At 63.6% G+C, this 24765-nt stretch carries 23 protein-coding genes; 12 read left to right on the top strand and 11 right to left on the bottom strand.

Annotated features, from left to right (window positions below; genetic code table 11):
• Positions 1 to 69: 69 nt before the first annotated feature.
• Genes phnK through phnG form a run of 5 tightly spaced genes read right to left on the bottom strand, consistent with a single transcriptional unit; the run spans position 70 to position 3937 of the window.
• On the bottom strand, positions 70 to 846 hold the full coding sequence (phnK, locus tag MESS4_RS29690; RefSeq protein WP_006339314.1) for a phosphonate C-P lyase system protein PhnK: 777 nt from the start codon (positions 844 to 846) through the stop codon (positions 70 to 72).
• The gene (locus MESS4_RS29685) at positions 843 to 1754 is read right to left on the bottom strand and encodes an alpha-D-ribose 1-methylphosphonate 5-phosphate C-P-lyase PhnJ (RefSeq protein ID WP_006339313.1); all 912 of its coding nucleotides are present in this window, start codon (positions 1752 to 1754) and stop codon (positions 843 to 845) included. The genes phnK and MESS4_RS29685 overlap by 4 nt, the downstream gene beginning before the upstream one ends.
• Positions 1751 to 2863 carry a carbon-phosphorus lyase complex subunit PhnI gene (locus MESS4_RS29680; protein ID WP_006339312.1) on the bottom strand — a complete coding sequence of 371 codons (1113 nt, stop codon included), beginning with the start codon at positions 2861 to 2863 and terminating at the stop codon, positions 1751 to 1753. The genes MESS4_RS29685 and MESS4_RS29680 overlap by 4 nt, the downstream gene beginning before the upstream one ends.
• 1 nt (position 2864) lies before the next feature.
• Complete coding sequence (phnH, locus tag MESS4_RS29675; protein WP_006339311.1) at positions 2865 to 3476, bottom strand: phosphonate C-P lyase system protein PhnH; 612 nt, start codon at positions 3474 to 3476, stop codon at positions 2865 to 2867.
• Entirely contained in the window at positions 3476 to 3937 is a 462-nt protein-coding gene (gene phnG / locus MESS4_RS29670; RefSeq protein ID WP_006339306.1) for a phosphonate C-P lyase system protein PhnG, read from the bottom strand. Before phnG ends, phnH begins: the two co-directional genes overlap by 1 nt.
• A gap of 118 nt (positions 3938 to 4055) precedes the next feature.
• Here phnG and phnF point away from each other — a divergent pair, with 118 nt between their 5' ends.
• Positions 4056 to 4805 carry a phosphonate metabolism transcriptional regulator PhnF gene (gene phnF / locus MESS4_RS29665; RefSeq protein ID WP_036242410.1) on the top strand — a complete coding sequence of 250 codons (750 nt, stop codon included), beginning with the start codon at positions 4056 to 4058 and terminating at the stop codon, positions 4803 to 4805.
• 82 nt (positions 4806 to 4887) lie between these two features.
• Here the strand turns inward: phnF and MESS4_RS29660 are convergent, their stop codons facing one another.
• The 5 genes from MESS4_RS29660 to MESS4_RS29640 all read right to left on the bottom strand — a co-directional run bounded on the left by MESS4_RS29660 (position 4888) and on the right by MESS4_RS29640 (position 11443).
• The gene (locus tag MESS4_RS29660) at positions 4888 to 5904 is read right to left on the bottom strand and encodes a zinc-binding alcohol dehydrogenase family protein (RefSeq protein WP_006339303.1); all 1017 of its coding nucleotides are present in this window, start codon (positions 5902 to 5904) and stop codon (positions 4888 to 4890) included.
• A 55-nt stretch (positions 5905 to 5959) separates the two neighbouring features.
• Positions 5960 to 6925, bottom strand: coding sequence for an ABC transporter permease (locus MESS4_RS29655; RefSeq protein ID WP_006339302.1), 966 nt, complete (start codon positions 6923 to 6925; stop codon positions 5960 to 5962).
• Entirely contained in the window at positions 6922 to 8475 is a 1554-nt protein-coding gene (locus MESS4_RS29650) for a sugar ABC transporter ATP-binding protein (protein WP_006339300.1), read from the bottom strand. Before MESS4_RS29650 ends, MESS4_RS29655 begins: the two co-directional genes overlap by 4 nt.
• A gap of 90 nt (positions 8476 to 8565) precedes the next feature.
• Positions 8566 to 9561, bottom strand: coding sequence for an ABC transporter substrate-binding protein (locus MESS4_RS29645; protein ID WP_006339296.1), 996 nt, complete (start codon positions 9559 to 9561; stop codon positions 8566 to 8568).
• A 376-nt stretch (positions 9562 to 9937) separates the two neighbouring features.
• Positions 9938 to 11443, bottom strand: coding sequence for an altronate dehydratase family protein (locus MESS4_RS29640; RefSeq protein WP_006339292.1), 1506 nt, complete (start codon positions 11441 to 11443; stop codon positions 9938 to 9940).
• Positions 11444 to 11706: 263 nt separating this feature from the next.
• Between MESS4_RS29640 and MESS4_RS29635 the strand changes: the two genes are divergently transcribed.
• The 5 genes from MESS4_RS29635 (at position 11707) to gndA (ending at position 17070) form a co-directional block, all read left to right on the top strand.
• Positions 11707 to 12609 (top strand): GntR family transcriptional regulator, encoded by a 903-nt coding sequence (locus tag MESS4_RS29635; protein ID WP_006339291.1) that lies wholly within the window; start codon positions 11707 to 11709, stop codon positions 12607 to 12609.
• A gap of 94 nt (positions 12610 to 12703) precedes the next feature.
• Entirely contained in the window at positions 12704 to 13057 is a 354-nt protein-coding gene (locus MESS4_RS29630) for a DUF2946 family protein (RefSeq protein WP_006339290.1), read from the top strand.
• Positions 13058 to 13153: 96 nt separating this feature from the next.
• Positions 13154 to 13708: a copper chaperone PCu(A)C gene (locus tag MESS4_RS29625; protein WP_006339288.1), complete on the top strand. Its 555-nt coding sequence runs from the start codon at positions 13154 to 13156 to the stop codon at positions 13706 to 13708.
• A 146-nt stretch (positions 13709 to 13854) separates the two neighbouring features.
• Positions 13855 to 15495 (top strand): copper resistance CopC/CopD family protein, encoded by a 1641-nt coding sequence (locus tag MESS4_RS29620; protein WP_006339287.1) that lies wholly within the window; start codon positions 13855 to 13857, stop codon positions 15493 to 15495.
• 48 nt (positions 15496 to 15543) lie between these two features.
• Positions 15544 to 17070: an NADP-dependent phosphogluconate dehydrogenase gene (gndA, locus tag MESS4_RS29615; RefSeq protein ID WP_280110263.1), complete on the top strand. Its 1527-nt coding sequence runs from the start codon at positions 15544 to 15546 to the stop codon at positions 17068 to 17070.
• On the opposite strand, the gene MESS4_RS29610 is transcribed toward gndA, so the two are convergent.
• Complete coding sequence (locus MESS4_RS29610; RefSeq protein ID WP_006339285.1) at positions 17067 to 18104, bottom strand: LacI family transcriptional regulator; 1038 nt, start codon at positions 18102 to 18104, stop codon at positions 17067 to 17069. The genes gndA and MESS4_RS29610 overlap by 4 nt on opposite strands.
• Positions 18105 to 18512: 408 nt before the next feature.
• Between MESS4_RS29610 and MESS4_RS29605 the strand changes: the two genes are divergently transcribed.
• The 6 genes from MESS4_RS29605 to MESS4_RS29580 all read left to right on the top strand — a co-directional run bounded on the left by MESS4_RS29605 (position 18513) and on the right by MESS4_RS29580 (position 24739).
• Positions 18513 to 19751: an ABC transporter substrate-binding protein gene (locus MESS4_RS29605; RefSeq protein ID WP_006339281.1), complete on the top strand. Its 1239-nt coding sequence runs from the start codon at positions 18513 to 18515 to the stop codon at positions 19749 to 19751.
• A gap of 111 nt (positions 19752 to 19862) precedes the next feature.
• The gene (locus tag MESS4_RS29600; RefSeq protein ID WP_006339278.1) at positions 19863 to 20756 is read left to right on the top strand and encodes a sugar ABC transporter permease; all 894 of its coding nucleotides are present in this window, start codon (positions 19863 to 19865) and stop codon (positions 20754 to 20756) included.
• A gap of 34 nt (positions 20757 to 20790) precedes the next feature.
• Positions 20791 to 21684: a carbohydrate ABC transporter permease gene (locus MESS4_RS29595; protein ID WP_244441239.1), complete on the top strand. Its 894-nt coding sequence runs from the start codon at positions 20791 to 20793 to the stop codon at positions 21682 to 21684.
• Positions 21685 to 21686: 2 nt separating this feature from the next.
• Positions 21687 to 22784, top strand: coding sequence for a sn-glycerol-3-phosphate ABC transporter ATP-binding protein UgpC (ugpC, locus tag MESS4_RS29590; protein ID WP_036242500.1), 1098 nt, complete (start codon positions 21687 to 21689; stop codon positions 22782 to 22784).
• A gap of 54 nt (positions 22785 to 22838) precedes the next feature.
• Positions 22839 to 23585, top strand: a complete 747-nt coding sequence (locus MESS4_RS29585) for a sugar phosphate isomerase/epimerase (RefSeq protein WP_006339272.1) — start codon at positions 22839 to 22841, stop codon at positions 23583 to 23585.
• A gap of 11 nt (positions 23586 to 23596) precedes the next feature.
• Entirely contained in the window at positions 23597 to 24739 is a 1143-nt protein-coding gene (locus tag MESS4_RS29580) for a Gfo/Idh/MocA family oxidoreductase (protein ID WP_006339270.1), read from the top strand.
• Positions 24740 to 24765 lie beyond the last annotated feature (26 nt).

Raw genomic sequence — 24765 nt, 5'->3', positions numbered from 1 at the left:
AAGCTGCCAATCTCCCCCCTTGAGGGGGAGATGGCCGGCAGGCCAGAGGGGGGTGTACAAGCGCCATCATCACACCTGCAAAATCGAAGAAACGAGAAGCTGGGTGTAGGGCGCGCGCGGATCGTCGAGCACGCGGTCGGTGAGGCCGCTTTCGACGACGAGCCCGTCCTTCATCACCATCATGCGCTGCGACAGGAGACGCGCCACCGCGAGGTCGTGGGTGACGACGATCGCCGCGAGGCCAAGATCGGTGACGAGGCCGCGCAGCAGGTCGAGCAGGCGCGCCTGCACCGACACGTCGAGGCCGCCTGTAGGCTCGTCCATGAACACCAGCCGTGGCCCGGTGACGAGGTTGCGGGCGATCTGCAGGCGCTGGCGCATGCCGCCGGAAAAGGCGCGCGGCTCGTCGTCGATGCGGTCCTCGTCGATCTCGACGCGCGACAGCCAGTCGACGGCGGTGGCGCGGATTTTTCCATAGTGGCGGTCGCCGACCGCCATCAGCCGTTCGCCGACATTGGCGCCGGCCGACACCGTCATGCGGAGCCCGTCGGCCGGGTTCTGGTGGACGAAGCCCCAGTCGGTGCGCATCAGGAAGCGGCGTTCCGCCTCGCTCATGCGGTAGAGCTCGCGGAACTGGCCGTCGCGCATGCGGTAGCTGGCGGTGCCGGAACTGGGCAGCAGCCTGGTCGACAGGCAGTTGAGCAGCGTCGTCTTGCCGGAGCCGGATTCGCCGACGACAGCCAAGACTTCGCCCGGCCAGAGGTCGAAGGTGACGTTCTCGCAGCCGACGCGCGAGCCGTAGAATTTGGATAGCGCCGAGACGCGCAGCAGCGGTTCGTCGGTCATTGCGCCGGCTCCATTTTTTCCAGAGCAAGATGGGTTTCGGCCGCGAGATGGCCGCGATGGCCCTCTTCGCGGCGCTTCTCGCAATGGTCGGTGTCGGAGCAGACGAACATGTGGCCGCCATGATCGTCGAGAATGACCTCATCGAGATAGACATTCTCGGCCGCGCACAGCGCGCAAGGCTGGTCGAAGGTCTGCACTTCGAAGGGATGGTCCTCGAAGTCGAGGCTGACCACCTCGGTGAATGGCGGCAATGCATAGATGCGCTTTTCGCGGCCGGCGCCGAACAGTTGCAAAGCCGGCGAACGGTGCATCTTCGGATTGTCGAATTTCGGCGTCGGCGACGGGTCCATCACATAGCGGCCCTCGACCTTGACCGGGTAGGCGTAGGTGGTGGCGATGCGGCCGTGTTTGGCGATGTCCTCGTAGAGCTTCACATGCATGAGGCCGTATTCCTCCAGCGCATGCATCTTGCGCGTCTCGGTCTCGCGCGGTTCGAGGAAGCGCAGCGGCTCGGGGATCGGCACCTGATAGACAAGCACCTGGCCCGAGATCAGCGGATGTTCGGGAATGCGGTGACGGGTCTGGATGATGGTGGCCTTCGCCGTCTCGGTGGTGACGGCGACATTGGCGACCTTCTTGAAGAAAGCGCGGATCGAAACGGCATTGGTGGTGTCGTCGGCACCCTGGTCGATGACCTTCAGCACATCGTCGGGGCCGATGATCGAGGCGGTGACCTGGACGCCGCCGGTGCCCCAGCCGTAGGGCATCGGCATTTCGCGCGAGGCAAACGGCACCTGATAGCCAGGAATGGCGATGCCCTTGAGGATCGCGCGGCGGATCATGCGCTTGGTCTGCTCGTCGAGATAGGCGAAGTTATAGGTGGCGATGTCGGTTGGTTGTACGGTCATTCCGCGGCCTCCCTCTTCTCCTCGGCCTTGCCGGCATTCTCGCGGGCTTCATGCTCGGCGCGCATGCGGCGCACCAGATCGAGCTCGGCCTGGAAGTCGACATAATGCGGCAGCTTCAGATGCTCGACGAAACCGGTCGCCTGGACATTGTCGGAATGCGAGATGACGAACTCCTCGTCCTGGGCTGCGGCGACGACATCCTCCCCCAATTCCGAGGCGCGCAATGCCCGGTCGCAGAGCGCCATGGCCATCGCCTTGCGTTCGCTCTGGCCGAAGACGAGGCCGTAGCCGCGAGTGAATTGCGGCGGCGCCTTGGCCGAACCCTTGAACTGGTTGACCATCTGGCACTCGGTGACGCGGATGCTGCCGAGCGGCACGGCAAAGGGCAGTTCCGGCACGTCGAGTTCCAGCTCGACCTCGCCGATGCGGACCTCGCCGACGAAGGGATGGTTGCGGGCATAGCCGCGCTGGGTGGAATAGCCGAGCGCCAGCAGAAAGCCCTCGTCGCCGCGCGACAGCGCCTGCAGGCGGATGTCGCGCGCCATCGGAAATTCCAGCGGCTCGCGGGTGATGTCGCCGGGGACATGATCCTGCGGCAACTCACCGTCCGGCTCGATCAGGCCCTCGCGGGCGAGGATCGCCGAGACGCGCGGCATGGCCTCCGCTTCGCTTTCGCGCCGCAGCGGTTCCGCGACATCGCCGCCGACGGCTAGCTCGGGATCGAGCAGGCGGTGTGTGTAGTCGAAGGTCGGGCCGAGAAGCTGGCCGCCGGGCAGGTCCTTGTAGGTCGCCGACACCCGCCGCTCGACCAGCATCGTGCCGGTGTCGATTGCCCTGGTGTAGCCGAAGCGGGGCAATGTGGTGCGATAGGCGCGAACCAGGAAGATCGCCTCGATCATGTCGCCGCGCGCCTGGACGATGGCGAGCGCGGCCAATTCCCTGTCATAGAGCGAGCCTTCGCTCATCACCCGGTCGACGCCGAGCGCCAGTTGCTCGACGATCTGGTCGAGGCGCAGCGCCGGCACGGAACGGTCGCCGCGCCGGCGATCGGCGAGTAGTCTGTGGGCGTTGGCAATGGCCGCTTCGCCGCCTTTTACCGCGACGTACATCCTATGCCTCCATCGTCTTGATGCGTGTCGTGCGCGGCAGGCAAGCGATGCCGTCCGGCGCGGCGAGGATGATGTCGATGCCGCGCGGAAAGCGCTGGTTGTTCTGCTTCCATTGCTCGACGAAATGGCGCGGCATCTGTGCCGGCGCGATCGTCGCTGTTCTTTCGATACCGGGGCCTTCGAGCCGCAAAGGCGTGCCCGACGTGAGATCGTTCACCTGCAGGATCAGCGTGGTGGAACGGTCAGGATAATCCTGGGTGCCCTGCGAAAAGCCGTCGAGCGCCATCATCTCGGCCGGCGCGGCAATCAGCGCGAAATGCGCGTCGGCCGGCGTGTTGGCCAATGGCGCGCCGGTATGGAAGCCGAGCCAGGATTTCACCGCTGCTGAAATCTGCAGGGCAGGGTCGAGCCAGAGCGGCGTGTCATTGTCGCAGAGCGCCAGCGCGACGGAGCCGGCGGTGGCCGAGAGCGGCGCTGGCGGATGGGCAAATGCCGGGAGGGACTGCACGCTGCCCGGCTGGGCCATTGCGTCCATGACGGCGCGAAACACCGTCTGCGCGTTGAACACCGGATCGGCAAAGCCGCCTTCGATCGATTGCGTTGCGATCTCCATCAGTCTTCTCCGCGCACCATGGTGAAGAAATCCACCTTCGTCGCCGCCGTCTCGGCGCGGCGCTTGTCACGCGCCTCGACCAGGGCCACCTGCAAAGGCGCGACAATTTTGGCCTCGACCTCGCCGCGGCGGGCTGGATCCTGCCAGAGCGCGTCGGCGATCGCCGCCAGTCTTGCCTTCTCCCGGTCGCGGCCAAGCGCATAGCAATGACCGACCTGTCCGGACGCCAGCCGGACGGTGGCGCGCGTGACCGTCGCCTCGCCGACATTGAACGGCGCGCCGCCACCGCCGATGCGGCCACGCACGGTGACCAGGCCTGTTTCTGGACCGCGCAGCAGTTCCGCCTCCGAAGGCAGTCCGGCCTCGTTCCAGAGGCGCACGATGTCGTCGCCGGAGGATTGCGCCAGCGTCGCCATGACCGCCTTGCGCTCTGCCTGTTCGCGCGCTTCCCGTCCTCGCATGGCTTGCACTCCAGTTGCGTAAAATTTGTCTATTGATATAGACAACTATACAATTTATACCCTTGGGTAGCGTGAGTCCATGACGAGTGCGTGACAAGGCGAAAGATCGGGGCAGGAAATGACCGGACAGGCAATGGTCAATAGCATCGAGCGGCGCAGCGGTGTCTCGCTGTGGCGGCAGATCGCCGATCAGATCTTGCATTCGATCGCCATCGGCGACTTTGCCGAGAACGCGGCGCTGCCGCCGGAAATGGCACTTGCCGAACGCTATGGCGTCAACCGCCATACGGTGCGCAGCGCCATCGCCGCATTGGTGCAGGAAGGGGTGCTTCGGGCCGAGCAGGGGCGCGGCACCTTCGTGCTCTCGCGCAAGCGCCTGTCCTATCCGATCGGCACGCGCACGCGTTTTTCGGCCGGTCTGCAGGGACAGGCGTCCGAACGCCGCAGCGTGCTGCTCGAAGCCGCGGTCGAGCCGGCCAGCCGTCGCGTCGCCGATGCGTTAAGTCTTGCCAGAGGGTCTGAGGTGATACGCCTGGAGGTGCGCGGTGAAGCCGACGGACGGCCGGTGTCACGCGCCACGAGCTGGTTTGAAGCCGGGCGTTTTTCCGGCATCGACGCCGCGATGGCGGAGACCGGATCGGTGACCGCCTCGCTCGAGCGCTTCGGTGTCAGTGATTATCTCAGGCAATCGACGGTGTTGTCGGCGCGCCATGCCGATGCCGCAGATCTCGCCGATCTCGACCTGCAGCCTGGCGCCATCGTGCTGGTCACCGTCGCCGTCAACGTCACGCCGGACGGCCAGCCGATCCAGTTCGCAGAGACGCGGTTTCCGGCGGAGCGGGTGGAGCTGAAACTGTCGGCACTTTAAGCCTTTGTTTTTATGCATGTCGTTGCCCCAAAACCGCTGCACACTTTTGGGCGACATGCACTAGAACGATCGCTGCATCGTCTCATCCGACCTGAATGACGGCCTTGATCAGGCCGGATTTCTCATGCGCCCAGCGGGCGAGGTCACGGGGGGCCTGGCCAAGCGTCGTGCGATGGGTGACGAGCTTTGCCAGCGGCATCGCGCCGTCACGAATCGAAGCGGCGACGTGGTCGAAGTCGGCGCGAAGCGCGTTGCGGCTGCCGATCAGCGTCATCTCGCGCTTGTGGAATTCGGGATCGGAAAAGGCGATGTCGTCCTTGACGACGCTGACCAGGACCAGGGTTCCGCCATGCGCGACATGAGCGAAGGCCGATTGCACGGACTGGGTGTTGCCGGTGGCGTCGAAAACCACATCGAAGCCCTCGCTGCCCGTCGCGTCCCGTACCAGATCGGCGGCCGCTGCCCGTGACCCATCGAGGGTCGCGAAGTCGAGTTCGCTTGCGGCGAAGTCCAGCCGCTCGGTGCTCATGTCGAGCAGGCTCACGTCCAGTCCGGCGATGCGGGCAAACAGCGCCGTGCCGAGCCCGATCGGGCCGGCGCCGATGACCAGCGTGCGTGCGCCAGGGTCGGCCCGCGAGCGTCGCACCGCGTGCGCGCCGATCGCCAGGAACTCGACCGCGGCGGCATCAGCCTGCGACAGGCCGTTGGCCGGATAGAGATTTTGCGCCGGCACCAGGATTTTCTCGCACATGGCGCCGTCGCGATGGACGCCGAGCACCTCGATCCCGACGCAGCAATTCGGCTTGCCGTGCCGGCAGGCGATGCATTTGCCGCAAGCGAGATAGGGATTGATGATGACGGCTTCGCCAATCGCAAGATCGACGCCTTCGCCAGCCTCGATCACGGTGCCGGAGACCTCGTGCCCCATGATGCGGGGATAGGCGAGGAACGGATGCTTGCCTTCGAAGATGTGATAGTCGGTGCCGCAAATGCCAACATGGCTGACCGCGACCAGCGCCCAGCCGGGAGGTGGTGCGCCGGGAGCGGCACGGTCTTCCAGAACGAGGTTGCCGGGCGAGCGGCAGACGACAGCTTTCATGCTTCAATCCAATTCATGATACCGCCGGCCCATGGTTTCGCGGCCACTGGGGGACTTACTTGCCGCGGCGGCGCAATCCGTCAAAATAGACGATGACGATGATCAGCACGCCGGTGATGATGCGTTGCCAGAAGGCGTTGACGTTCAGAAGATTGGCGCCATTGTTGATGGTGGCGAGGATGAAGGCGCCGAGCAGCGGCCCGTGCACCGAGCCGACCGCGCCGAACAGCGAGGTGCCGCCGATCACCGACGAGGCGATCGCCTGCAATTCCCAGCCTTCTGCCTGCGTTGGATTGCCGATGCCGATGCGCGAGGCGAGCAGCACGCCGACGAAAGCCGCGCACAGGCCGGACAGCGTATAGGCCATGTAGATGGTGCGCTGGACATTGACGCCGGACAGACGCGAGGCCTCGGCGTTGGAGCCGACCGAGAACAGATAGCGGCCCCAGCGAGTGTGATGCAGGAAGATATAGGCCGGGATACCGACCAGGATCACCATCCAGAACAGATTGGGGATGCCCAGGAAGGAACTGCGCGAGAAAAGCTGGAAGGCATCGTTGTTGATCGAGATCGAGTTGCCGTTGGTCATCAACAGGCCGATGCCGCGCAATGATGTGAGCGTCGCCAGCGTGATGATGAAGGGCGGCAGGCCCATCCTGACGATGCCGAAGCCATGGAACATGCCGATGGCGACGCCGACCAGCAAGGTGATCAGGATGGCGATGAAAACCGGCACCCCGGCATTGATCAGCATCGCCACGATGACTGTTGCGAAGCCAACGACGGCGCCGACGGAGAGGTCGATGCCACCGGTGATGATGACGAAGGTCTGGCCGACAGCCAGGATCGCGATCATCGAGCCTTGCCGCAGGAGGTTCGAGATATTGTTGGTGGAGGCGAAGCTCGGCGTCGCCACCGACAGGATGATCCACAAAAGAACCAGCAGCGCCAGCAGCGTCAGCCCGAACAGGGCGTTGTAGTTGCGCTTCGGCTTTTCGGCGGGAATAGCCTCCGTGCTCATGTCTGTCCTCCCAGCTTTTCCTGTTTCTCGGCGAGCGCCTGTGTGAGAATTTCCTCGTGATCGGAGGTGCGGAACCCATGCGTGGCCACCAGCTTGCCGCGTCGGAAGACATGCAGCGTGTCGGCCAGTTCATAGACCTCCGGCAGATAGGACGAGATCAGGATGATGCCGGCGCCCTTGGACAGAAGCGCGCCGAACAGGCGATAGATCTCGGCCTTGGTGCCGACGTCGACGCCGACCGTCGGCTCGTCGAAGATGAACAGCTTGGCGCCGTGCGCCAGCCATTTGCCGATGACGATCTTCTGCTGGTTGCCGCCGGACAGGCTGGAGGCCAAGGCGTTGCGCGTCGGCGTCTTGATCCTGAGGTCGGCGATCTGGCGATCCGCCTCGGTCTTCTCCTGTGCATTTGAGATCAGGAGATTGCTCGAGATACGCTTGTAGATCGGCAGGTTGAGATTGAGGCCGACCGGCAAATTGAGGCATAGGCCCTGGTCGCGGCGGCTTTCCGGCGCCAGCGCCATGCCGAGCCTGATCGCATCGTGCTCGGAGTTGACCTGGACTGGCTTGCCCTCCCAGAGGATATGGCCGGCCGACTTGCGGTGGCGGCCGTAGAGCGTGGTGACGAATTCGCTGCGACCGGCGCCGATCAGGCCGTAGAGGCCGACGATCTCGCCGGCACGGACGGACATCGAGACATTTTCGAAGCCCTTGCCCGACAGGTTCCGCGCTTCGAGGATCGCAGCACCCGGGGTGAAATGCTCCTTGTGGTAGATCTGCTCGATCGAGCGATTGATCATCATCTTGACCAGCTCGGGCTCGCTGGTCTCATTGATGCTCCTGGTGCCGACCAGCGTGCCGTCGCGCAGCACGGAGACGCGGTCGGCAAGCTCGAACACCTCCTCCATGCGATGGCTGATATAGATGATGGTGACGCCTTCGCCCTTCAGCCGGCGGATCAGCGTGAAGAGTTGGTCGGCTTCCTTGCGGGTGAGGTAGGCGGTCGGTTCGTCGAAGATGAGGAATTTGGTGCCGCGCACGGTGGCGCGGGCGGCGGCGATCAACTGCTGCTGGCCGATGGTGAGATCGCCGAGCACGACATGCGCCGGCAGGTCGAAGCCGAGATCGTCGATGATCTTCTGCGCCTGCCTGACCATGGCCCTCTGCTGCAGGATACCGAAGCGGGAATCCTCTTCGCCGAGGAACATGTTGGCCGCGACGGTGAGGTGGCGGCACAGAACGACCTCCTGATGCACGGCGTTGATGCCGAGCGCCATCGCCTCATGCGGGGTGGCCAGCGCCGCCGGCTGGCCCTCCCACACGACGTCGCCGGACGTGCGCGGCATGACGCCGGTCAGAAGCTTGATCAGGGTCGACTTGCCGGCGCCGTTCTCGCCGACGATGGCGTGGATCTCTCCGGCCTTGAAGGCGAGGTTCACCGGCTTCAGCGCGTGCGTGCCGGGATACCGCTTCTCCAGCCCCTTGAGTTCGAGGATCGTCCTGCCGGGTTCCAGCGTTGGGGCCGGGTGCAGTTCCTGCGCCGTGGACGTCATGACAATCCTCCCAGATTGGCCTCACGATTGGCACGAGTGTAGGATGTTTCCGGGGCGAACGCCCCGGAAACAGTGCGCCTGTGGCGATGCTCAGTCGAGCTTCGGATTGAGCAATGCGTCGATCTTCGGCTCTTTCATGTTGGCCTTGGTCACCAGATTGGCGCCGGTGTCGACATTGGCTTCGACCTTCTCGCCCTTCGAGGCCGCGAGCGCCGTCTTGATGCCGTCATAGCCCATCCGGTACGGATCCTGCACGACGAGCGCCGAAATGACGCCGTCATTGAGGAACTTGATCAGCTTCTCGTCGCTGTCGAAGCCGACCAGAGCCAGCTTGCCGCCAAGGTTGTTCTCGGCGACCGCCTGGCCGACGCCTTGCGCCATGATCAAGTTGGAAGCGAAGATGCCCTTCAGGTTCGGGTTGGCGGTGATCAGGTCGGTCGCGATGTTGAGACCGGTCGTCGCCTGGCCGTCGGCATATTTGTCAGCGACCAGCTTGAGGCCCGGGTACTTCGCGGCAAGCTGCTCGGTGAAGCCCTGCTTGCGCTGTTCCAGCGAACCGGCGCCGGGAGCGTTGGTGATCAGCGCCACGTCTCCTTCGATCTTGCCGCCATTGGCTTCGCCGATCGCTGCCGCCAGGCCATCGGCGGCAACGCGGCCGCCCTGGATGTTGTCGGTGGTCAGGAACGAGGTGAAGGCCTTGGAGTCGGCGCCAGAGTCGATGCCGATGATCTTGACCTTGGCTGCTGCGTCGTCGATCGGATTGCCGAGCGCCTTGAATTCGGTCGGCGCGATGACGATCGCGGCCGGGTTGCTGGCAACGGCGTTCTCGAGGATCGAGACCTGGCCGTTGACGTCGGTCTCGGCCTGGGCGCCAAGTTCCGGCACGTTGACACCGAGGTCCTTGCCGGCCTTGCGGGCGCCGGCCAGAACGATCTGCCAGTAGAAAGAGGTGGTGTCCTTGACGATGATCGGAATGGTCACGTCCGCCGCCGAAGCCGGCGCCGAATGCAAAACGCCGGCAAGCATCGATGCGGCTGCAAGCGCCACGAAGGCGCGGCGGTTGAGAATGCTGGTCACGAATTTCATTTAGGATTCCTCCCTAAGTCGCCCGGTGAACGTTACGCAAGCTCCATTCGGATAGGCGCAGCCCAAACAGAACTTTATCAATAAAAAACACTTACCGCGTTTTGATATTGCATCGGTTCGGCCGACGCAAGCGGTGTTTCGTAACGTTTCCGTATGGCTCAGAAGGAAGGAGACCTCCTCGCCCCGGCGTCATGCCACTCCAACTGCTCTCGATCCTCCCGAGCGGTATGGAATATTAATTCCATTGAAGTGTCAATATGGAATGTTCATTCTTTCTTGAGGCCACGGGCATTCGACGCTATGTCGACCGTGTACATGTCGTTGTCCCAAACCGCTGCGCAGCCTCAGGTCAGGGGCATGCTTTGAGCGGCATGCGTTAAAGGGTCGCTCCGAGGTGCCAAGGCACGAATTCGTTGTCGCCATAGCCGAACTCTTCGCTCTTGGTCTTGCGGCCGGAAGCGGTCTCGACGATCAGTTCGAAGATCTCGCGGCCCATGCCGGCGATGGTCTTCTCGCCCGAGGCGATGACGCCGCAATTCACGTCCATGTCCTCTTCCATCTGGTGATACATGGTCGAATTGGTGGCGACCTTGATCGACGGCGTCGGCCGGCAGCCGAAGCAGGAGCCGCGGCCGGTGGTGAAGACGATGACATTGGCGCCGCCGGCCACCTGGCCGGTGGCCGAGACCGGGTCGTAGCCGGGCGTGTCCATGAACACCAACCCGTGTCCGCTGACCTTCTCCGCATAGCCGAAAACGCCGTTGAGCGGCGTCTGGCCGCCCTTGGCCACCGCGCCCAGCGACTTCTCCAGAATGGTGGTCAGGCCGCCGCGCTTGTTGCCGGGCGAGGGATTGTTGTCGATCGAGGCGCCATGCTTGGCGACATGGTCCTCCCACCACTTCACATAGCCGTCGAGCTTGGCGGCGATCTCGGGAGTCGCGGCGCGATAGGCGAGCAGGTGCTCGGCGCCGTAGATTTCCGTGGTCTCGGACAGGATGCCGATGCCGCCGACGCCGGCCAGGATATCCACAGCGGCTCCCAGCGCCGGATTGGCTGTTATGCCCGACATGCCGTCGGAGCCGCCACATTGCAGGCCGACGACGATCTCGCTGACCGGGATCGGCTCACGCTCGAGCTTACCGACTTCCTCGGCGATCTCGGCCAGCACGCCCATCGCTTTCTCGACGGATTTGCGCGAGCCGCCAGCCTCCTGAATATTGAAATGGCGTTTGCCGGCGGCGACGCCTTTCTGGCCGTAAAGGGTGAGCTGGTTGACCTCGCAGCCGAGCCCGACCATCAGCACGCCGCCGAAATTCGGATGCCGGGCATAACCGGCCAGCGTGCGGTGCAGAACCATCATGCCGTCGCCGGTGGCGCTCATGCCGCAACCCTGGCCATGGACGATCGGGACGAAACCGTCGATCCCCGGATATTTCGGCAGCAGCTCGCGGTTGGCCTGATCGGCGATGGAGTGGCAGACGGTGGCCGAACAATTGACGCTGGCGACGATACCGATGAAGTTGCGGGTGCCGGCGCGGCCGTCGGCGCGGCGGTAGCCCATGAAGGTGCGGGCGCGGTCGGCCTCCGTCGCATGCTCGGCCTCGCTCGGCGGCACCACCGGCAGACGGCCGGACTCGAAAACCAGATTGTGCGAATGAACATGCTCGCCGGGCGCGATGGCTTCAGTGGCGCGGCCAATGGCCTGGGCGTATTTCACCACGGCCTCGCCGGCTGCGATCGGCTTGATCGCCACCTTGTGACCGGGTTCGATCAGCGCGGCGGCGACGGCGCCGTTCGGCAATGGCGTACCGATCTCGATGCGGCCATTGGCAACCGCGACATTGTCCGCGGGAGACAGAAGGATGCTGTTTGAGGCGTTCACGGGCAGTTTCCTGGGTATGGTCCTGGGATGGGCGCGGATTGACACGCGCCTCTTAACATATAATGTCTTTTATCGTGAAAAAACATTTTTGCGTCAATCGTTTTTTCATGGATGCACGGTGCGTCTTGAAGGACGCTCCAGCATCGGAACCGCGTATCCCTTTTGGAAAGCGATTCCGCTTTTCGAGGGCATGCGCTAGGAACATCTGTCATATCGCGCTTCAAGCCAGCCGCTGCAAGCGTCGGCGCGCAACGGGGCAGGGGATGTCGAAGAGCAACAACGTCTACAAGGACGCCTACAATCGCGGTCTCAGGCTGCTCGGCGAAACGAAAAGCCTGCCGTCGGAACCGGAACTGGGCGCGCTGCTCGGCGTTAGCCGCACGACGATCCGTACCATCCTTGCGCGCATGGAAGAGACGGGGCTGATCGCCTGGAACAAGCGCAGCAAGACGGTGTTGCGCGCGCCGCGGCTGGACGACTTTTTTCCCGAGGAAGAGACCGACACGCTGTCGCAGATCATCGAGCGTTCCTTCATGCGGCGGCTGCTCGCGGGCGGCGCCGAGGCCGGCATGCAGATCAACGAGCTCGAACTGGCGCGCGAGATCGGCGTCGGCACCACCAGCGTGCGCGAGTTCCTGATCCGCTTTTCCCGCTTCGGGCTGATCGAAAAACGCCGCAACAGCCACTGGGTGCTGAAGGGCTTCACCCGCGCCTTCGCGCTGGAATTGACCGAAATCCGCGAGATGTTCGAATTGCGCTCGGCCGCCGCCTTTGCCGCGCTGCCTGAGGACAGTCCGGTGTGGGCCGATCTCGATCTGCTGGAGGACGAGCACCGCCTGCTGGCGCGCGAGATCGCCGCGCGCTTCAACGAGTTCTCGGAGCTCGACGAGCGGTTCCACCGGCTGATCCACCGCGCCTCGCACAACCGCTTCATCGTCGATTTCTATGATGTGATCGCCATGATCTTCCACTATCACTACCAGTGGAACAAGGCGCAGGAACGCGAGCGCAACGAAGTGGCGGTCGCGGAACACCTGGCTTACATAGCCGCGCTCAAATCGCGCGACCTCGGCAAGGTCGATGCCGCCTGCCGCGGGCACCTGAAGTCGGCGCGCAATACGCTTTTGACCTCCATCCCCGATCGCGCCGCGTTGCCGCAGCCCTGATTTGACGATTTTCTGCTTGCCTGCCCCGTGCTAGTTAGCTGACGTTGCTGCGTGAAGAGGCAGGGCTTTGAACATCCGGCGGAGACGATGGAGCATGCCGGCAGCGCTGGTCGCGGCCTATCTGCTCGTGCTCCAGTTTGTGCTTGGCGCCTTCGCCTTCGGCTTGAGCCCGAATGCTTCGCGGCTCGACGCCTTCGGCAATGTCATCTGCACCCGTGAGGGCGCGGCCGAACTTCCCGGTGGCGATCCGCACCAGCAGCACATGCCGGCCGGCTGCATGCTCGGCTGCGGCATGGTTTCGCCTGTTCATGCGCCGCCGCCCGATGCCGAGACATTGTCCGGCAATCTGCACGTTAAGGCCGTCGCCTTCGTGCTGCCGGCGTTCAGGCATTTCGATTTCGCCCGCGCCCGCTCTCCATCGAACCCGCGCGCGCCGCCGGTGGCCTGAGCCAGCGGCTCGTGGAACCTTCCGCGGGCGCACTCATCCAACGCTGAAATTGTTCGCGGCCGGCCCACGGCGCGAAACCCTATCAATGGAGCCATCATGTCTTACTTTTTCCGCGCCACCGCGCATGCGCGCGCATCCGGCAACAGAAACTCCCTCCTGCGCAGTGCCGAGCAACGCCTCTGTATCATTGTCTTCACCGTCGCTCTTTTTTTCGTCGGGGCCCAGTCGTCCTTCGCGCATGAATTCAAGGTCGGCGATCTCGAAATCGAGCATCCCTGGTCGCGGGCAACGCCTGCCGGTGCCAAAGTCGCGGGCGGCTATTTCACCGTCACCAATACCGGCAGCTCACCGGACCGGCTGCTGTCGATTTCTTCCGATGTGTCGGACAAAGCCGGCCTGCACGAAATGGGCGTCAAGGACGGCGTCATGACCATGCGGCCGGTCAGCGGCGGCCTCGAAATCCCGGCCGGCGGCAAGGTCGTGCTCAAGCCCGGCGGCTATCATCTGATGTTCATCGGCCTGAAGCAGCAGCCCAAGCAAGGCGAAAAGTTTTCCGCCACGCTGACCTTCGAGAAGGCCGGCACGGTCACCGTCGAGTTCGCCGTCGAAGGCATGGGCGAAATGGGCGGCATGGACGACCACGCAAATTGATCGCTGGATCGAGATCCCTGCGGCGGGCCAGGATGAGGACGCGCTGGAATATCCGGCGCCTGGCCTCAAGCTTCTGCCGGGGAAGTGATCTTTTTGGCGGCGCGCTCCATTCGAAAGAGCGCGCCGCCGTTCCTTGTGACGGTGACATGAGCTTGGCATCACTTCTGCGAACGATCTGTGCGGCGGGCAAGCAGACTGGTCGCAGTGCCATTGGCCTGCTGGCCGCGATCATGCTGCTCGCCGTCATTGCCGCGCCAGGTCAGGCCTTTGCCCATGCGGCGCTGGTCACAACCGATCCGGCCGACGGCGCGGTGCTGGGACAGAGCCCGGCACAGTTTTCGCTGACCTTCAGCGAGCCGGTGTCACCGCTGGTGCTCACCCTGGTGCGGCCCGATGGCACGCCAGTTCCGCTGACGTCCTTTCGCCTCAGCGGCCAAACCGTCGAGATCGACAATCCGCAGGTGCTCGGGGCCGGCACGCATGTGCTGAACTGGCGGGTGGTTTCCGCCGATGGCCATCCGCTCGGTGGCCCGTTGCTGTTTTCCATCGGCGCGGCGAGTGCGGCGCCGATCGTCTCCGAAGCCGTCGACTGGGGGCTGCGGTCGGCAATCTGGACCGGCAAAATCTTGCTCTATGTCGGCCTTTTTCTCGGCGTTGGCGGTGCTTTCGCCATTGCCTGGCTGGCAAAGGTTGGGCGTTCCGGCCAACGCTTCGCAATCGCCGCGATCCTGTGCGGACTGGTGGCGGCGTCCTTGTCGCTCGGTTTGCAGGGGCTGGATGCGCTGGGTGCGCCGCTTACGCATCTGGCACAGCCGGTCGTCTGGCAGACCGGGCTTGGCACCAGCTTCGGCTGGACGGTGCTGATCGCGCTGATGGCCCTCGGGCTTGGCCTTTTGTCGCTGGTCGGGCCGCGCGCCGACGCAAGACTGTTCGCTCTTGCCGGATTGGTGTGTGCCGGCGCCGCGCTCGCCGCCAGTGGGCATGCCAGCGCCGCCGAGCCGCAATGGCTGACGCGGCCGATGGTGTTTCTGCATGGCGTCGGCATTGCCTTCTGGACGGGCGCACTGGTCCCGCTCGGTCTTGCAGTGAGGCGGCAGCCGGCCGAGGCAGGGCTGTTCCTTCGCCGGTTTTCGCGAGCGATCCCGTATGTCGTGGTGGGGCTTACGGCTGCCGGCATCGTGCTGGCCGCCATACAGGTGCAGACGCCGAGAGCGTTGCTCGACACCGCATATGGCCGGCTGCTGCTGGTCAAGCTGGCGCTGCTGATTTTTCTCTTCACGCTCGCCGCGACCAATCGCTGGAAGCTCACCGCGCCGACCGAGGCGGGAGAAACCGAAGTCCAGAGACGACTGGTCCGTTCGATCGGCGTTGAAGTCCTTATCGTGCTGGCTATCTTCGGCGTTGCCGCCGGCTGGCGTTTCACGCCGCCGCCGCGCGCGCTGGCAATTGCCGCGGCACAGCCGGCATCGATCCATATTTACACGCTGAAAGCGATGGCTGACCTCAGCATCACGCCCGGCCATGCGGGGCCGGTTGCCGCCTCGATCGTCGTCATGACCGGCGATTTCGGTCCACTCGACGCAAAGGAAGTGACGCTGGTGCTGTCGAAGTCCGATTCCGGCATTGAACCGATCAAGCGTCCGGCGACCAAGCCTGGCGACGGCACATGGCGCGTCGACGATCTCGTCATTCCGGTTGCCGGCCGATGGACGGCGCGGCTCGAAATCCTCCTCTCCGATTTCGAGATGGTGAAGATAGAAGCGCCGATCGACATCCGCGCTGAGTGATATTCAGGTGATGCCGGCCTGACCCGAATCTCACGCATCGCGGCCCAGATGCTATCGGCGAGGTGGTTGACGCCGCCGCAAAGGCCCGTCAATCATCCCGCCACAAAACGCGGCCTCAAACAAACATCCGAAAGCAGGGAAGAAACGATGGAAAAAGCCGAAATCGGCCTGATCGGCCTTGGCACGATGGGCTCCAACCTGGCGCTCAACATCGCCGAGCACGGGCACCGCATCGCCGTCTTCAACCGCACCAGAGCGCGCACCGACGCCTTTGTCGAAAACGCCGGCGCGCTGAAAAACATGGTGGTGCCTTGCTACAGCCTCGAGGAACTCGCCGCCGCGATTCGACCGCCGCGCCCGATCATCATCATGGTTTTGGCCGGCAAGCCGGTCGACGAACAGATCGCAGCCTTGCGCGGCGTGCTGTCGGCCAATGACATCGTCATCGATGCCGGCAACGCCAATTTCCGCGACACGATGCGGCGTTTCTCAGAACTTTCCGGCTCGGGCCTGACTTTCATCGGCATGGGTGTGTCCGGCGGGGAGGAGGGTGCTCGCCACGGTCCCTCGATCATGGTCGGCGGCACCGAAGAGTCCTGGAAACGCGTCGAAAAAGTGCTGACCGCGATTTCAGCCAAGTTCAGGGATGAGCCCTGCGCGGCATGGCTCGGCACCGACGGCGCCGGCCATTTCGTCAAGACCATCCACAACGGCATCGAATATGCCGACATGCAGATGATCGCCGAAATCTACGGCATCTTGCGCGACGGCTTGAGCATGGGGCCGAAGGAGATCGGCGAGGCGTTTGCCGGCTGGAACAAGGGCCGGCTCAACTCCTATCTGATCGAGATCACCGCCAAGGTGCTGGCCGCCGACGATCCGAAGACCGGCAAGCCCGTGGTTGACATCATCCTCGACCGTGCCGGCCAGAAAGGCACCGGCAAATGGTCGGTCATCGAGGCGCAGCAACTCGGCATTCCGGCAACCGCGATCGAAGCGGCGGTTGCGGCTCGCGTGCTGTCGTCGATCAAGGACGAGCGGCTGGCCGCCGAGAAAGCCTACGGAAACAGCGGCGTGACAAAGATTTCCGGCGACAAGGCGGCTCTTCTCAGGGATCTCGAACTGGCGCTGTTCGCCGGCAAGATCGCTGCCTATGCGCAGGGCTTCGCGGTGATGAGCGGGGCCTCGAAGGAGTTCAACTGGAATCTGCCGATGCCGACCATCGCCAAGATCTGGCGAGCCGGCTGCATCATTCGCTCGCAAATGCTCGACACGATGGCGGAAGCCTTCGGCGCCGGTGGTGCCTCGACCAATCTGTTGATGGCGCCGGCCTTCATCACGATGATGCAGGAGGCGCACCCGTCGCTCAGGCGCGTCGTGGCGCGCGCGTCCGAGGCCGGTTCGCCGGTGCCGGCGCTGTCGTCGGCGCTAGCCTATTTCGACAGCTATCGCCAGGGTCGAGGCACCTCGAACCTGATCCAGGCGCAGCGCGATTTCTTCGGCGCGCATGGCTTCGAGCGCATCGACGGACAGGGCGCCTTCCATGGCCCGTGGGGCAGCGGCGCGGCGGGCTAACCCCGATAGGCCACAACCTCGCCAGGCAGGCTAAGCGACTGCAAGGAGCCCGGGGCGGCGCCGCCGATCCAGCCGAGCACCGAGCGGGCGAGCTCGGAGCCGGCCAGCCGGAAGTTCTCGTTGACGACCAGCAATTCGCGCCGGAACAGATGCAGCAGGTCCGACGACTGCTTCGACACCACGTCGACGTCGCGGCCAAGCTTGAGGCCGGCATCCTCGATACCGGCGACGACGGCCAGCGTCGCCGCGGCGGCGCTGCTGACGAAGCCGTCCGGCCGGTCCTGACGGCGCATCACCTGCGCCGTCCGCATCCTGATCTGCTCGATCGAGTGGTCGATCGAAACGGTGTTGAACGGCACCTCGCTGGCGCCGACCTCGCCCAGCGCATCGGCGAAGCCGTTCAATGTGTGACTGTGGTAGGTCAAGCCGACAGGCGGCGCCAGCAGAGCCAGCCTGCGGCGGCCGATGCCCGCCAGATGGCGCACCGCCTCGGTCGCGAAGGCGTAATTGTCGAAATCATGATAGGGGTGAACGAGCCCCATGTCGGTGCGGCCGTGCGTGGCGAAGGGAATGCCACGCTCCAGCATGTAGCGGGCTCTCGGATCGTTCGGCTGCGTGCGCGAGATGATGACGCCGTCGGCGGAGCCCGTCTCGACCAGATAGCGTATCGGGTCGAGCGGATCCTGCGAGCGTGAATAGGGCGTGACGATCAGGTGATAGGGTGTGTCGGCGATCACTTCCGAGACGCCATAGATTATATCTGAGACAAAGCTCATGATCTCGCGCTCGGTGTTGAGCACGAGGCTGATGACGTTGGTCTTGCCGGTCCTGAGGCGCACGCCGGCGCGGTTCGGCCGGTAGCCGATCTGCTTGGCGACGAGCTGGACGCGCCGCCTGGTCTCGGCACCGATCTCGGGCGCGTCCTTGAGCGCGCGCGACACGGTGGTGACGCCCAGCCCGGTCATGAAGGCGAGCGTCTTCAGCGTCGGTCGGCCTGGGGCCGCGTCATCCTTGTCTGTCTGATCCCTGTCCATTGGTCCCGCCCCGTCAGGCGCATAGCAGTCGCCGGGCGGGCCGGCAATCGGCGCAATCGCCGGACTGCGCGATTTTCCGCACGGCGAAGTCTCAATACACTGAAACGTTACAGATTGTCACGAGTGGCATCTGGAGCGGCGCTGGCGAGCCTCTCAGGGCGCCAGTACTGCCAGGACGGAAAACCGTTGGAAATCAGTAGGGAAGGCCTTCCAGACGGGTTCCTTGCCAACTTTCATCGTTTTGCAATGCAGTCTGGCATGTTGCGGTGCACAAAATGCGACTAGGCAGGATGATTTTGTTCGTGCCTCGAAAAAATATCATGGCGGCTTTTGCGCGAGGGGTTGCACAGGTTTCGCAATTGCAGTATCGAAAATCTGTAACGTTTCAGATTCTGGGAGGAAACCGAAATGCGATACAAGGTCCTGACCGCTGCGTTCGCGGCGACGGTCGCGCTGAACTTCGCCGGCCAGGCGAGCGCGACCGATCTGGAAGTCACCCATTGGTGGACCTCGGGTGGCGAGGCGGCGGCGGTTGCCGAATTCGCCAAGGCTTTTGATGCGACAGGCAATCGCTGGGTGGACGGCGCCATTGCCGGTTCCGGCGGCACGGCACGGCCGATCATGATCAGCCGCATCACCGGCGGCGACCCGATGGGCGCGACCCAGTTCAACCACGGCCGGCAGGCAGAGGAGCTGGTGCAGGCCGGGCTGATGCGCGATCTCACCGATATCGCCACCAAGGGCAAATGGACGGAAGTCGTGCGGCCGAAGAGCCTGCTCGACAGTTGCACCATCGACGGCAAGATCTATTGCGTGCCGGTCAACATCCATTCCTGGCAGTGGCTGTGGCTGTCGAACGCGGCCTTCGAAAAAGCCGGCGTGCCGGTGCCGAAGAACTGGAACGAATATGTCGCCGCCGCTCCCGCGCTGGAGAAGGCAGGCATCATCCCGCTCGCCGTCGGCGGGCAGCCCTGGCAGTCCTCCGGCGCCTTCGACGTGCTGCTGGCGGCGGTGGGCGGCACCGATGCTTTCCTCAAGGTCTACAAGGACAAGGACGCGACATTCGCCGCCGGACCCGAAGTCGCCAAGGTCTTCAAGGCCGCCGACGATGCCCGCAAGATGGCGAAGAACACGAATGTGCAGGACTGGAACCAGGCGACCAACCTGGTGATCACCGGCAAGGCCGGCGGCCAGATCATGGGCGACTGGGCGCAGGGCGAGTTCCAGGTCGCCGGCCAGACCGCCGGCAAGGACTATACCTGCCTCCCGGGCCTTGGCCTGAACGAGGTCATCGCCACGGGTGGTGACGCCTTCTACTTCCCGCTGCTGAAGGACGCCGACAAAGCCAAGGCGCAAGAAGTGTTGGCCGAAACCCTGCTCGATCCCAAGACGCAGGTCGCCTTCAACCTCAAGAAGGGTTCGCTGCCGGTGCGCGGCGACGTCGATCTGCAAGCGGCGAACGACTGCATGAAGAAGGGCCTCGATATCCTGGCCAAGGGCAGCGTCATGCCGTGGACGGACCAGCTGCTCTCGCAGGACACCCAGAAGCAAAAGGAGGATCTGTTCTCCGAATTCTTCGCCAAGCCCGACATGACCATCGAAGACGCGCAGAAGCGCTTCGCCGACATCGTCGGCTCGGCAGACTGACTTTCGACCAACCGCCTCACTTCCGGCCGCGCAAGCGCGTGGCCGGAAGCTCAGGGGCAGGACCCCGGTCCTGACCCTCCCGCCCTTACCCGATCCAGCCCGGCTGTCGAGATGAGCAAGAGCGAACGCCCCAACCAGCTTTTCCGCAATCTCAATGCGAAGGTCGCATCGATCCCGATGATCCTCACCGCGCTGGTGGTGTTCGTCGGCGGCACCGCATGGACGGTGCTTTATTCCTTCACCAACTCGAAGCTGCTGCCACGGCTGAACTTCATCGGCCTCGATCAGTATTACCGGCTGTGGTCGACGCCGCGCTGGCTGGTTTCGATCGAGAACCTCTTGATCTACGGCGTGCTGTCGCTGGTATTCTCGCTGGTGATCGGCTTCATCCTCGCGGCCCTGCTCGATCAGAAGATCCGCTTCGAGGACACGTTCCGCACCATCTTCCTCTATCCCTTCGCGCTCTCCTTCATCGTCACCGGCCTTGTCTGGCAGTGGCTGCTCAACCCGGATTTCGGTATACAGCGTGTGGTGCGGGAACTGGGCTGGGAAAGCTTCAGCTTCAATCCGCTCTATGATTCCAGCATCGTCATCTACGGCATATCGATCGCCGCACTCTGGCAAGGCACCGGGCTCATCATGTGCCTGATGCTGGCTGGCCTGCGCGGCATCGACGAGGACATCTGGAAGGCCGCGCGGGTGGATGGGATACCCATGTGGAAGACCTATCTGTTCATCATCATCCCGATGATGCGGCCGGTCTTCATCACCACGCTCGTCATCATCGCCTCCGGCATCGTCAAGGTCTATGATCTCGTCGTTGCCCAGACCAGCGGCGGCCCCGGCATCGCCTCCGAAGTGCCGGCAAAGTACGTCTACGACTACATGTTCTTCGCTCAGAATCTCGGCCAGGGCTTCGCCGCCTCGACGATGATGCTGCTGTCGGTGATGATCGTCATCGTGCCGTGGGCCTATCTCGAATTCGGAGGCAGGAAGCGTGTCTGATCAGGCTGTCTCCTTGCCCTTGCCCCCTGCCACCATCGGGCGCGAAGCCTCGGGGCCGAGTGGGCCGAAGCCGCGGCATAGGTTCTCGCGCCGCAATATTTTCCTCTACGGCACCCTTATCGTCGTGGCGCTCTATTATCTGCTGCCGCTCTACGTGATGGTCGTCACGTCGCTCAAGGGCATGCCCGAGATACGCCTCGGCAACATCTTCTCGCCGCCGCTCGAAATCACTTTCGAGCCGTGGGTCAAGGCTTGGTCGAAGGCCTGCACGGGGCTCAACTGCGACGGGCTCTCGCGCGGCTTCTGGAACTCCGTGCGCATCACAGTCCCGTCGGTGATCCTGTCGATCGCGATCGCCTCGGTGAACGGCTACGCGTTGGCCAATTGGCGCTTCAAGGGCGCCGACACGTTCTTCGTCATCCTGATCGTCGGCGCCTTCATCCCCTATCAGGTGATGATCTATCCGATCGTCATCATCCTGCGCGAGATCGGCCTTTACGGCAGCCTGAGCGGCCTGGTGATCGTCCACTCCATTTTCGGCATGCCGATCCTGACGCTGCTGTTCCGCAATTATTTCTCCTCCATGCCGGAGGAGCTGTTCAGGGCGGCGCGCGTCGACGGCGCCGGCTTCTGGGGCATCTATCTGCGCATCATGCTGCCGATGTCGCTGCCGATCTTCGTCGTCGCCGTCATCCTGCAGGTGACCGGCATCTGGAACGACTTCCTGTTCGGCGTCGTCTACACCCGCCCCGACACCTATCCAATGACGGTGCAGCTCAACAACATCGTCAATTCGGTGCAGGGCGTGAAGGAATACAACGTCAACATGGCCGCCACCATCCTGACCGGGCTGGTGCCGCTCATCGTCTACTTCCTCTCCGGCAAGCTCTTCGTGCGCGGCATCGCCGCCGGCGCGGTGAAAGGGTGATGATGACAGCAATCGCGAACCCCAGCGTGTCGATCCAGGACCTGTCGCTGAATTTCGGCGCTATCTCGGTGCTGGAGACGCTCAACCTCGATGTCGCCGAGGGCGAGTTCATCGTGCTGCTCGGGCCGTCCGGCTGCGGCAAGTCGACCTTGCTCAACTGCATCGCCGGCCTGCTCGACATTTCGGAGGGCCGCATCTTCATCAAGGGCAAGAACGTCACCTGGGAGGAACCCAAGGACCGCGGCATCGGCATGGTGTTCCAGTCCTATGCGCTCTATCCGCAAATGACGGTGGAGAGGAACCTCTCCTTCGGCCTGCGCGTCGCCGGCCTACCCAAGGAAGAGATCGCCAAGCGCATCGCGCGCGCGTCAGAAATCCTGCAGATCGAGCCGTTGCTGCAGCGCAAGCCGGCCGCCCTGTCTGGTGGCCAGCGCCAGCGCGTCGCGATCGGGCGGGCTCTGGTGCGCGACGTCGATGTCTTCCTGTTCGACGAGCCGCTCTCCAACCTCGACGCCAAATTGCGTTCCGAGCTGCGCGTCGAGATCAAGCTCTTGCACCGCAAGCTTGAGAACACGATGATCTACGTCACCCACGACCAGATCGAAGCGATGACGCTGGCCGATCGCATCGCGGTGATGAAGGGCGGCGTCATCCAGCAGCTCGACGCGCCGCAGACGATCTACAACCGGCCGGTCAACCGGTTTGTCGCCGGCTTCCTCGGCTCGCCGGCAATGAATTTCCTTGAGGGCAGGCTGGTGAAGGACGGCGGCAATTGGTACTTCGCTGTCGAGGACGCGCGTATCCCGCTTTCGACCTACACTTTCGAGAAGGAACCGACGCCGGGTCCGGCGGTGTTCGGCATCCGCCCCGAGCATGTCGCCTTCAACAGCGGCGCGGGCTGGCCGTTTGCCGCGACGGCAAGTGTCGAGGTCGTCGAGCCGATGGGCTCCGACACGCTGGTCTGGCTGAAGCTCGGCGGGCAGAATTTCACCGTGCGGGTGACGTCGGAGCGCACACCAAACAATGCGGACACGGTGAGCATCGGTTTCGACCCGATGCGCGCCTCGCTCTTCGACGCCAAAACCGGCAATCGCCTTTAGCCTCCCAACCACCCATCCCCCAAGAAACTACCCCAAAGAGAACGGACAGAGACGATGAACTGGTCATTCCAACTTTACAGCGCCCGCAACTTCCTGCCCTGGGAGGGCGTGCTGAAGACGCTCGGCGAACTCGGCTACGCGCAAGTCGAAGGGTTCGGCGGCGTTTATGACGATCCCAAATCCTTCCGTGCCGAGCTCGATAAGAACGGGCTTGCGATGCCGACCGGGCATTTCTCGATCGACGCGCTGGAGAAGGATTTCGACGGCGTGCGCAAAATCGCCGATGCACTCGGCATCACACTGCTGATCTGCCCCTATCTGGTTGCCGAAGCCAGGCCGGCGGACGCGGCCGGCTGGCGCGGTTTCGGCGAACGCCTGGCTAAGGTCGGCGAGGCCGCAAGGAAAGCCGGCTACGGCTTTGCCTGGCACAACCATGATTTCGAATTCAAGACGCTTGCCGACGGCTCGGTGCCGCAGGACCACATCCTGTCTTCCGCACCCGACATTGGCTGGGAAATGGACGTCGCCTGGGTGGTGCGCGGCGGCGACGATCCGCTGCCGTGGATCGAGAAGCATGGCAAGCGTATCGTCGCCGTCCATGTCAAGGACATGGCCAAGCCTGGCGAGGGGCTCGACGAGGACGGCTGGTCGGATGTCGGCCACGGCACGATCGACTGGGCCGGCCTGATCAAGGCATTGCGCGCCAACAGCGCCGCCAAGTACTACGTCATGGAGCAGGACAATCCCAACGATGTCGAGCGCTTCGCCCGCCGCTCGATCGCATCCGTCAAGAATTACTAGGAACAACCAACATGGCAAAAAAACTGGGTATCGGCGTCATCGGCTGCGGCAACATCTCGAAGGCATATTTCTCGCTTGCCCCGTTGTTTCGGGGCATCGAGATGCGTGCTTGCGCCGACATCAACATGGAGGCGGCGAAGGCGCGGGCGAAGGAGTTCAGACTGCGCGCGGAAACCGTCGACGATCTACTCAAGGCCGACGACATCGACATCATTGTCAACCTCACCATTCCGGCGGTGCACTACGAAGTGTCGAAGCAGGTGCTCGATGCCGGCAAGCACGTCTATTCGGAAAAGCCCTTCGTGCTGTCGGTCAAGGAAGGGCTCGACCTGAAGAAGCGAGCAGAGAAAAAGGGACTGCGCATCGGCTCGGCGCCCGACACCTTCCTCGGCGGCGCGCATCAGCTTGTCCGCAATCTGATCGACACCGGCACACTCGGCAAGATCACCAGCGGCACCTGCCATGTGATGAGCCACGGTATGGAGCACTGGCATCCCAATCCGGACTTCTTCTTCCTGCCTGGCGCGGGACCGGTGCTCGATATCGGACCCTACTATATCACCAATCTGATCCAGTTGATCGGGCCGGTTAGCCAGGTCGCAGCGTTTGCCTCGATCCCGGCGAAGGAGCGGACGATTTCGTCCAAGCCGCGCGCTGGCGAAAAAATCCCGGTCGCCACGCCGACGACCATCCACGGCCTGATGGAGTTCGAGAACGGCGCCGTGGTGACGCTCAATACCAGCTGGGACGTCTGGAGCCATGGTCACGCGCCGATGGAACTCTATGGCGAGACGGGCACGGTGTTCGTGCCGGATCCGAATTTCTTCGGTGGCGAAGTGCGTCTCACCGAGGCGGACAAGCCGGTCAAGAAGCTGCCGAAATGGAAGCATCCGTTCGGCGTCGCCAATGAGATGCATTCGCACGGCATGATGGCCAATTACCGGACCGCCGGTCTGGCCGATATGGCATTGGCGATCACCGAAGGACGGCCGCACCGCTGTTCGATGGAACTGGCGCTGCATGCCGTCGACGTCATGACCGGCATGCTGCTGTCTGGCGAGACCGGCAAGTTCGTCGCCATGCAGACAAGCTGCGAACGGCCGGCCGCACTCGGCGTCGAGGAAGCGAAGGCGCTGCTGACCAAGAAGAAATAAGCCGCAGCGATTATCGATAATTTTGA

Origin of the sequence: Mesorhizobium sp. STM 4661 (genome assembly GCF_000359125.1) — a bacterium.
GTDB lineage: Bacteria > Pseudomonadota > Alphaproteobacteria > Rhizobiales > Rhizobiaceae > Mesorhizobium.
Note: the sequence above shows the minus strand (reverse complement) of the source record. Positions and strands in the feature narration are given on the sequence as shown.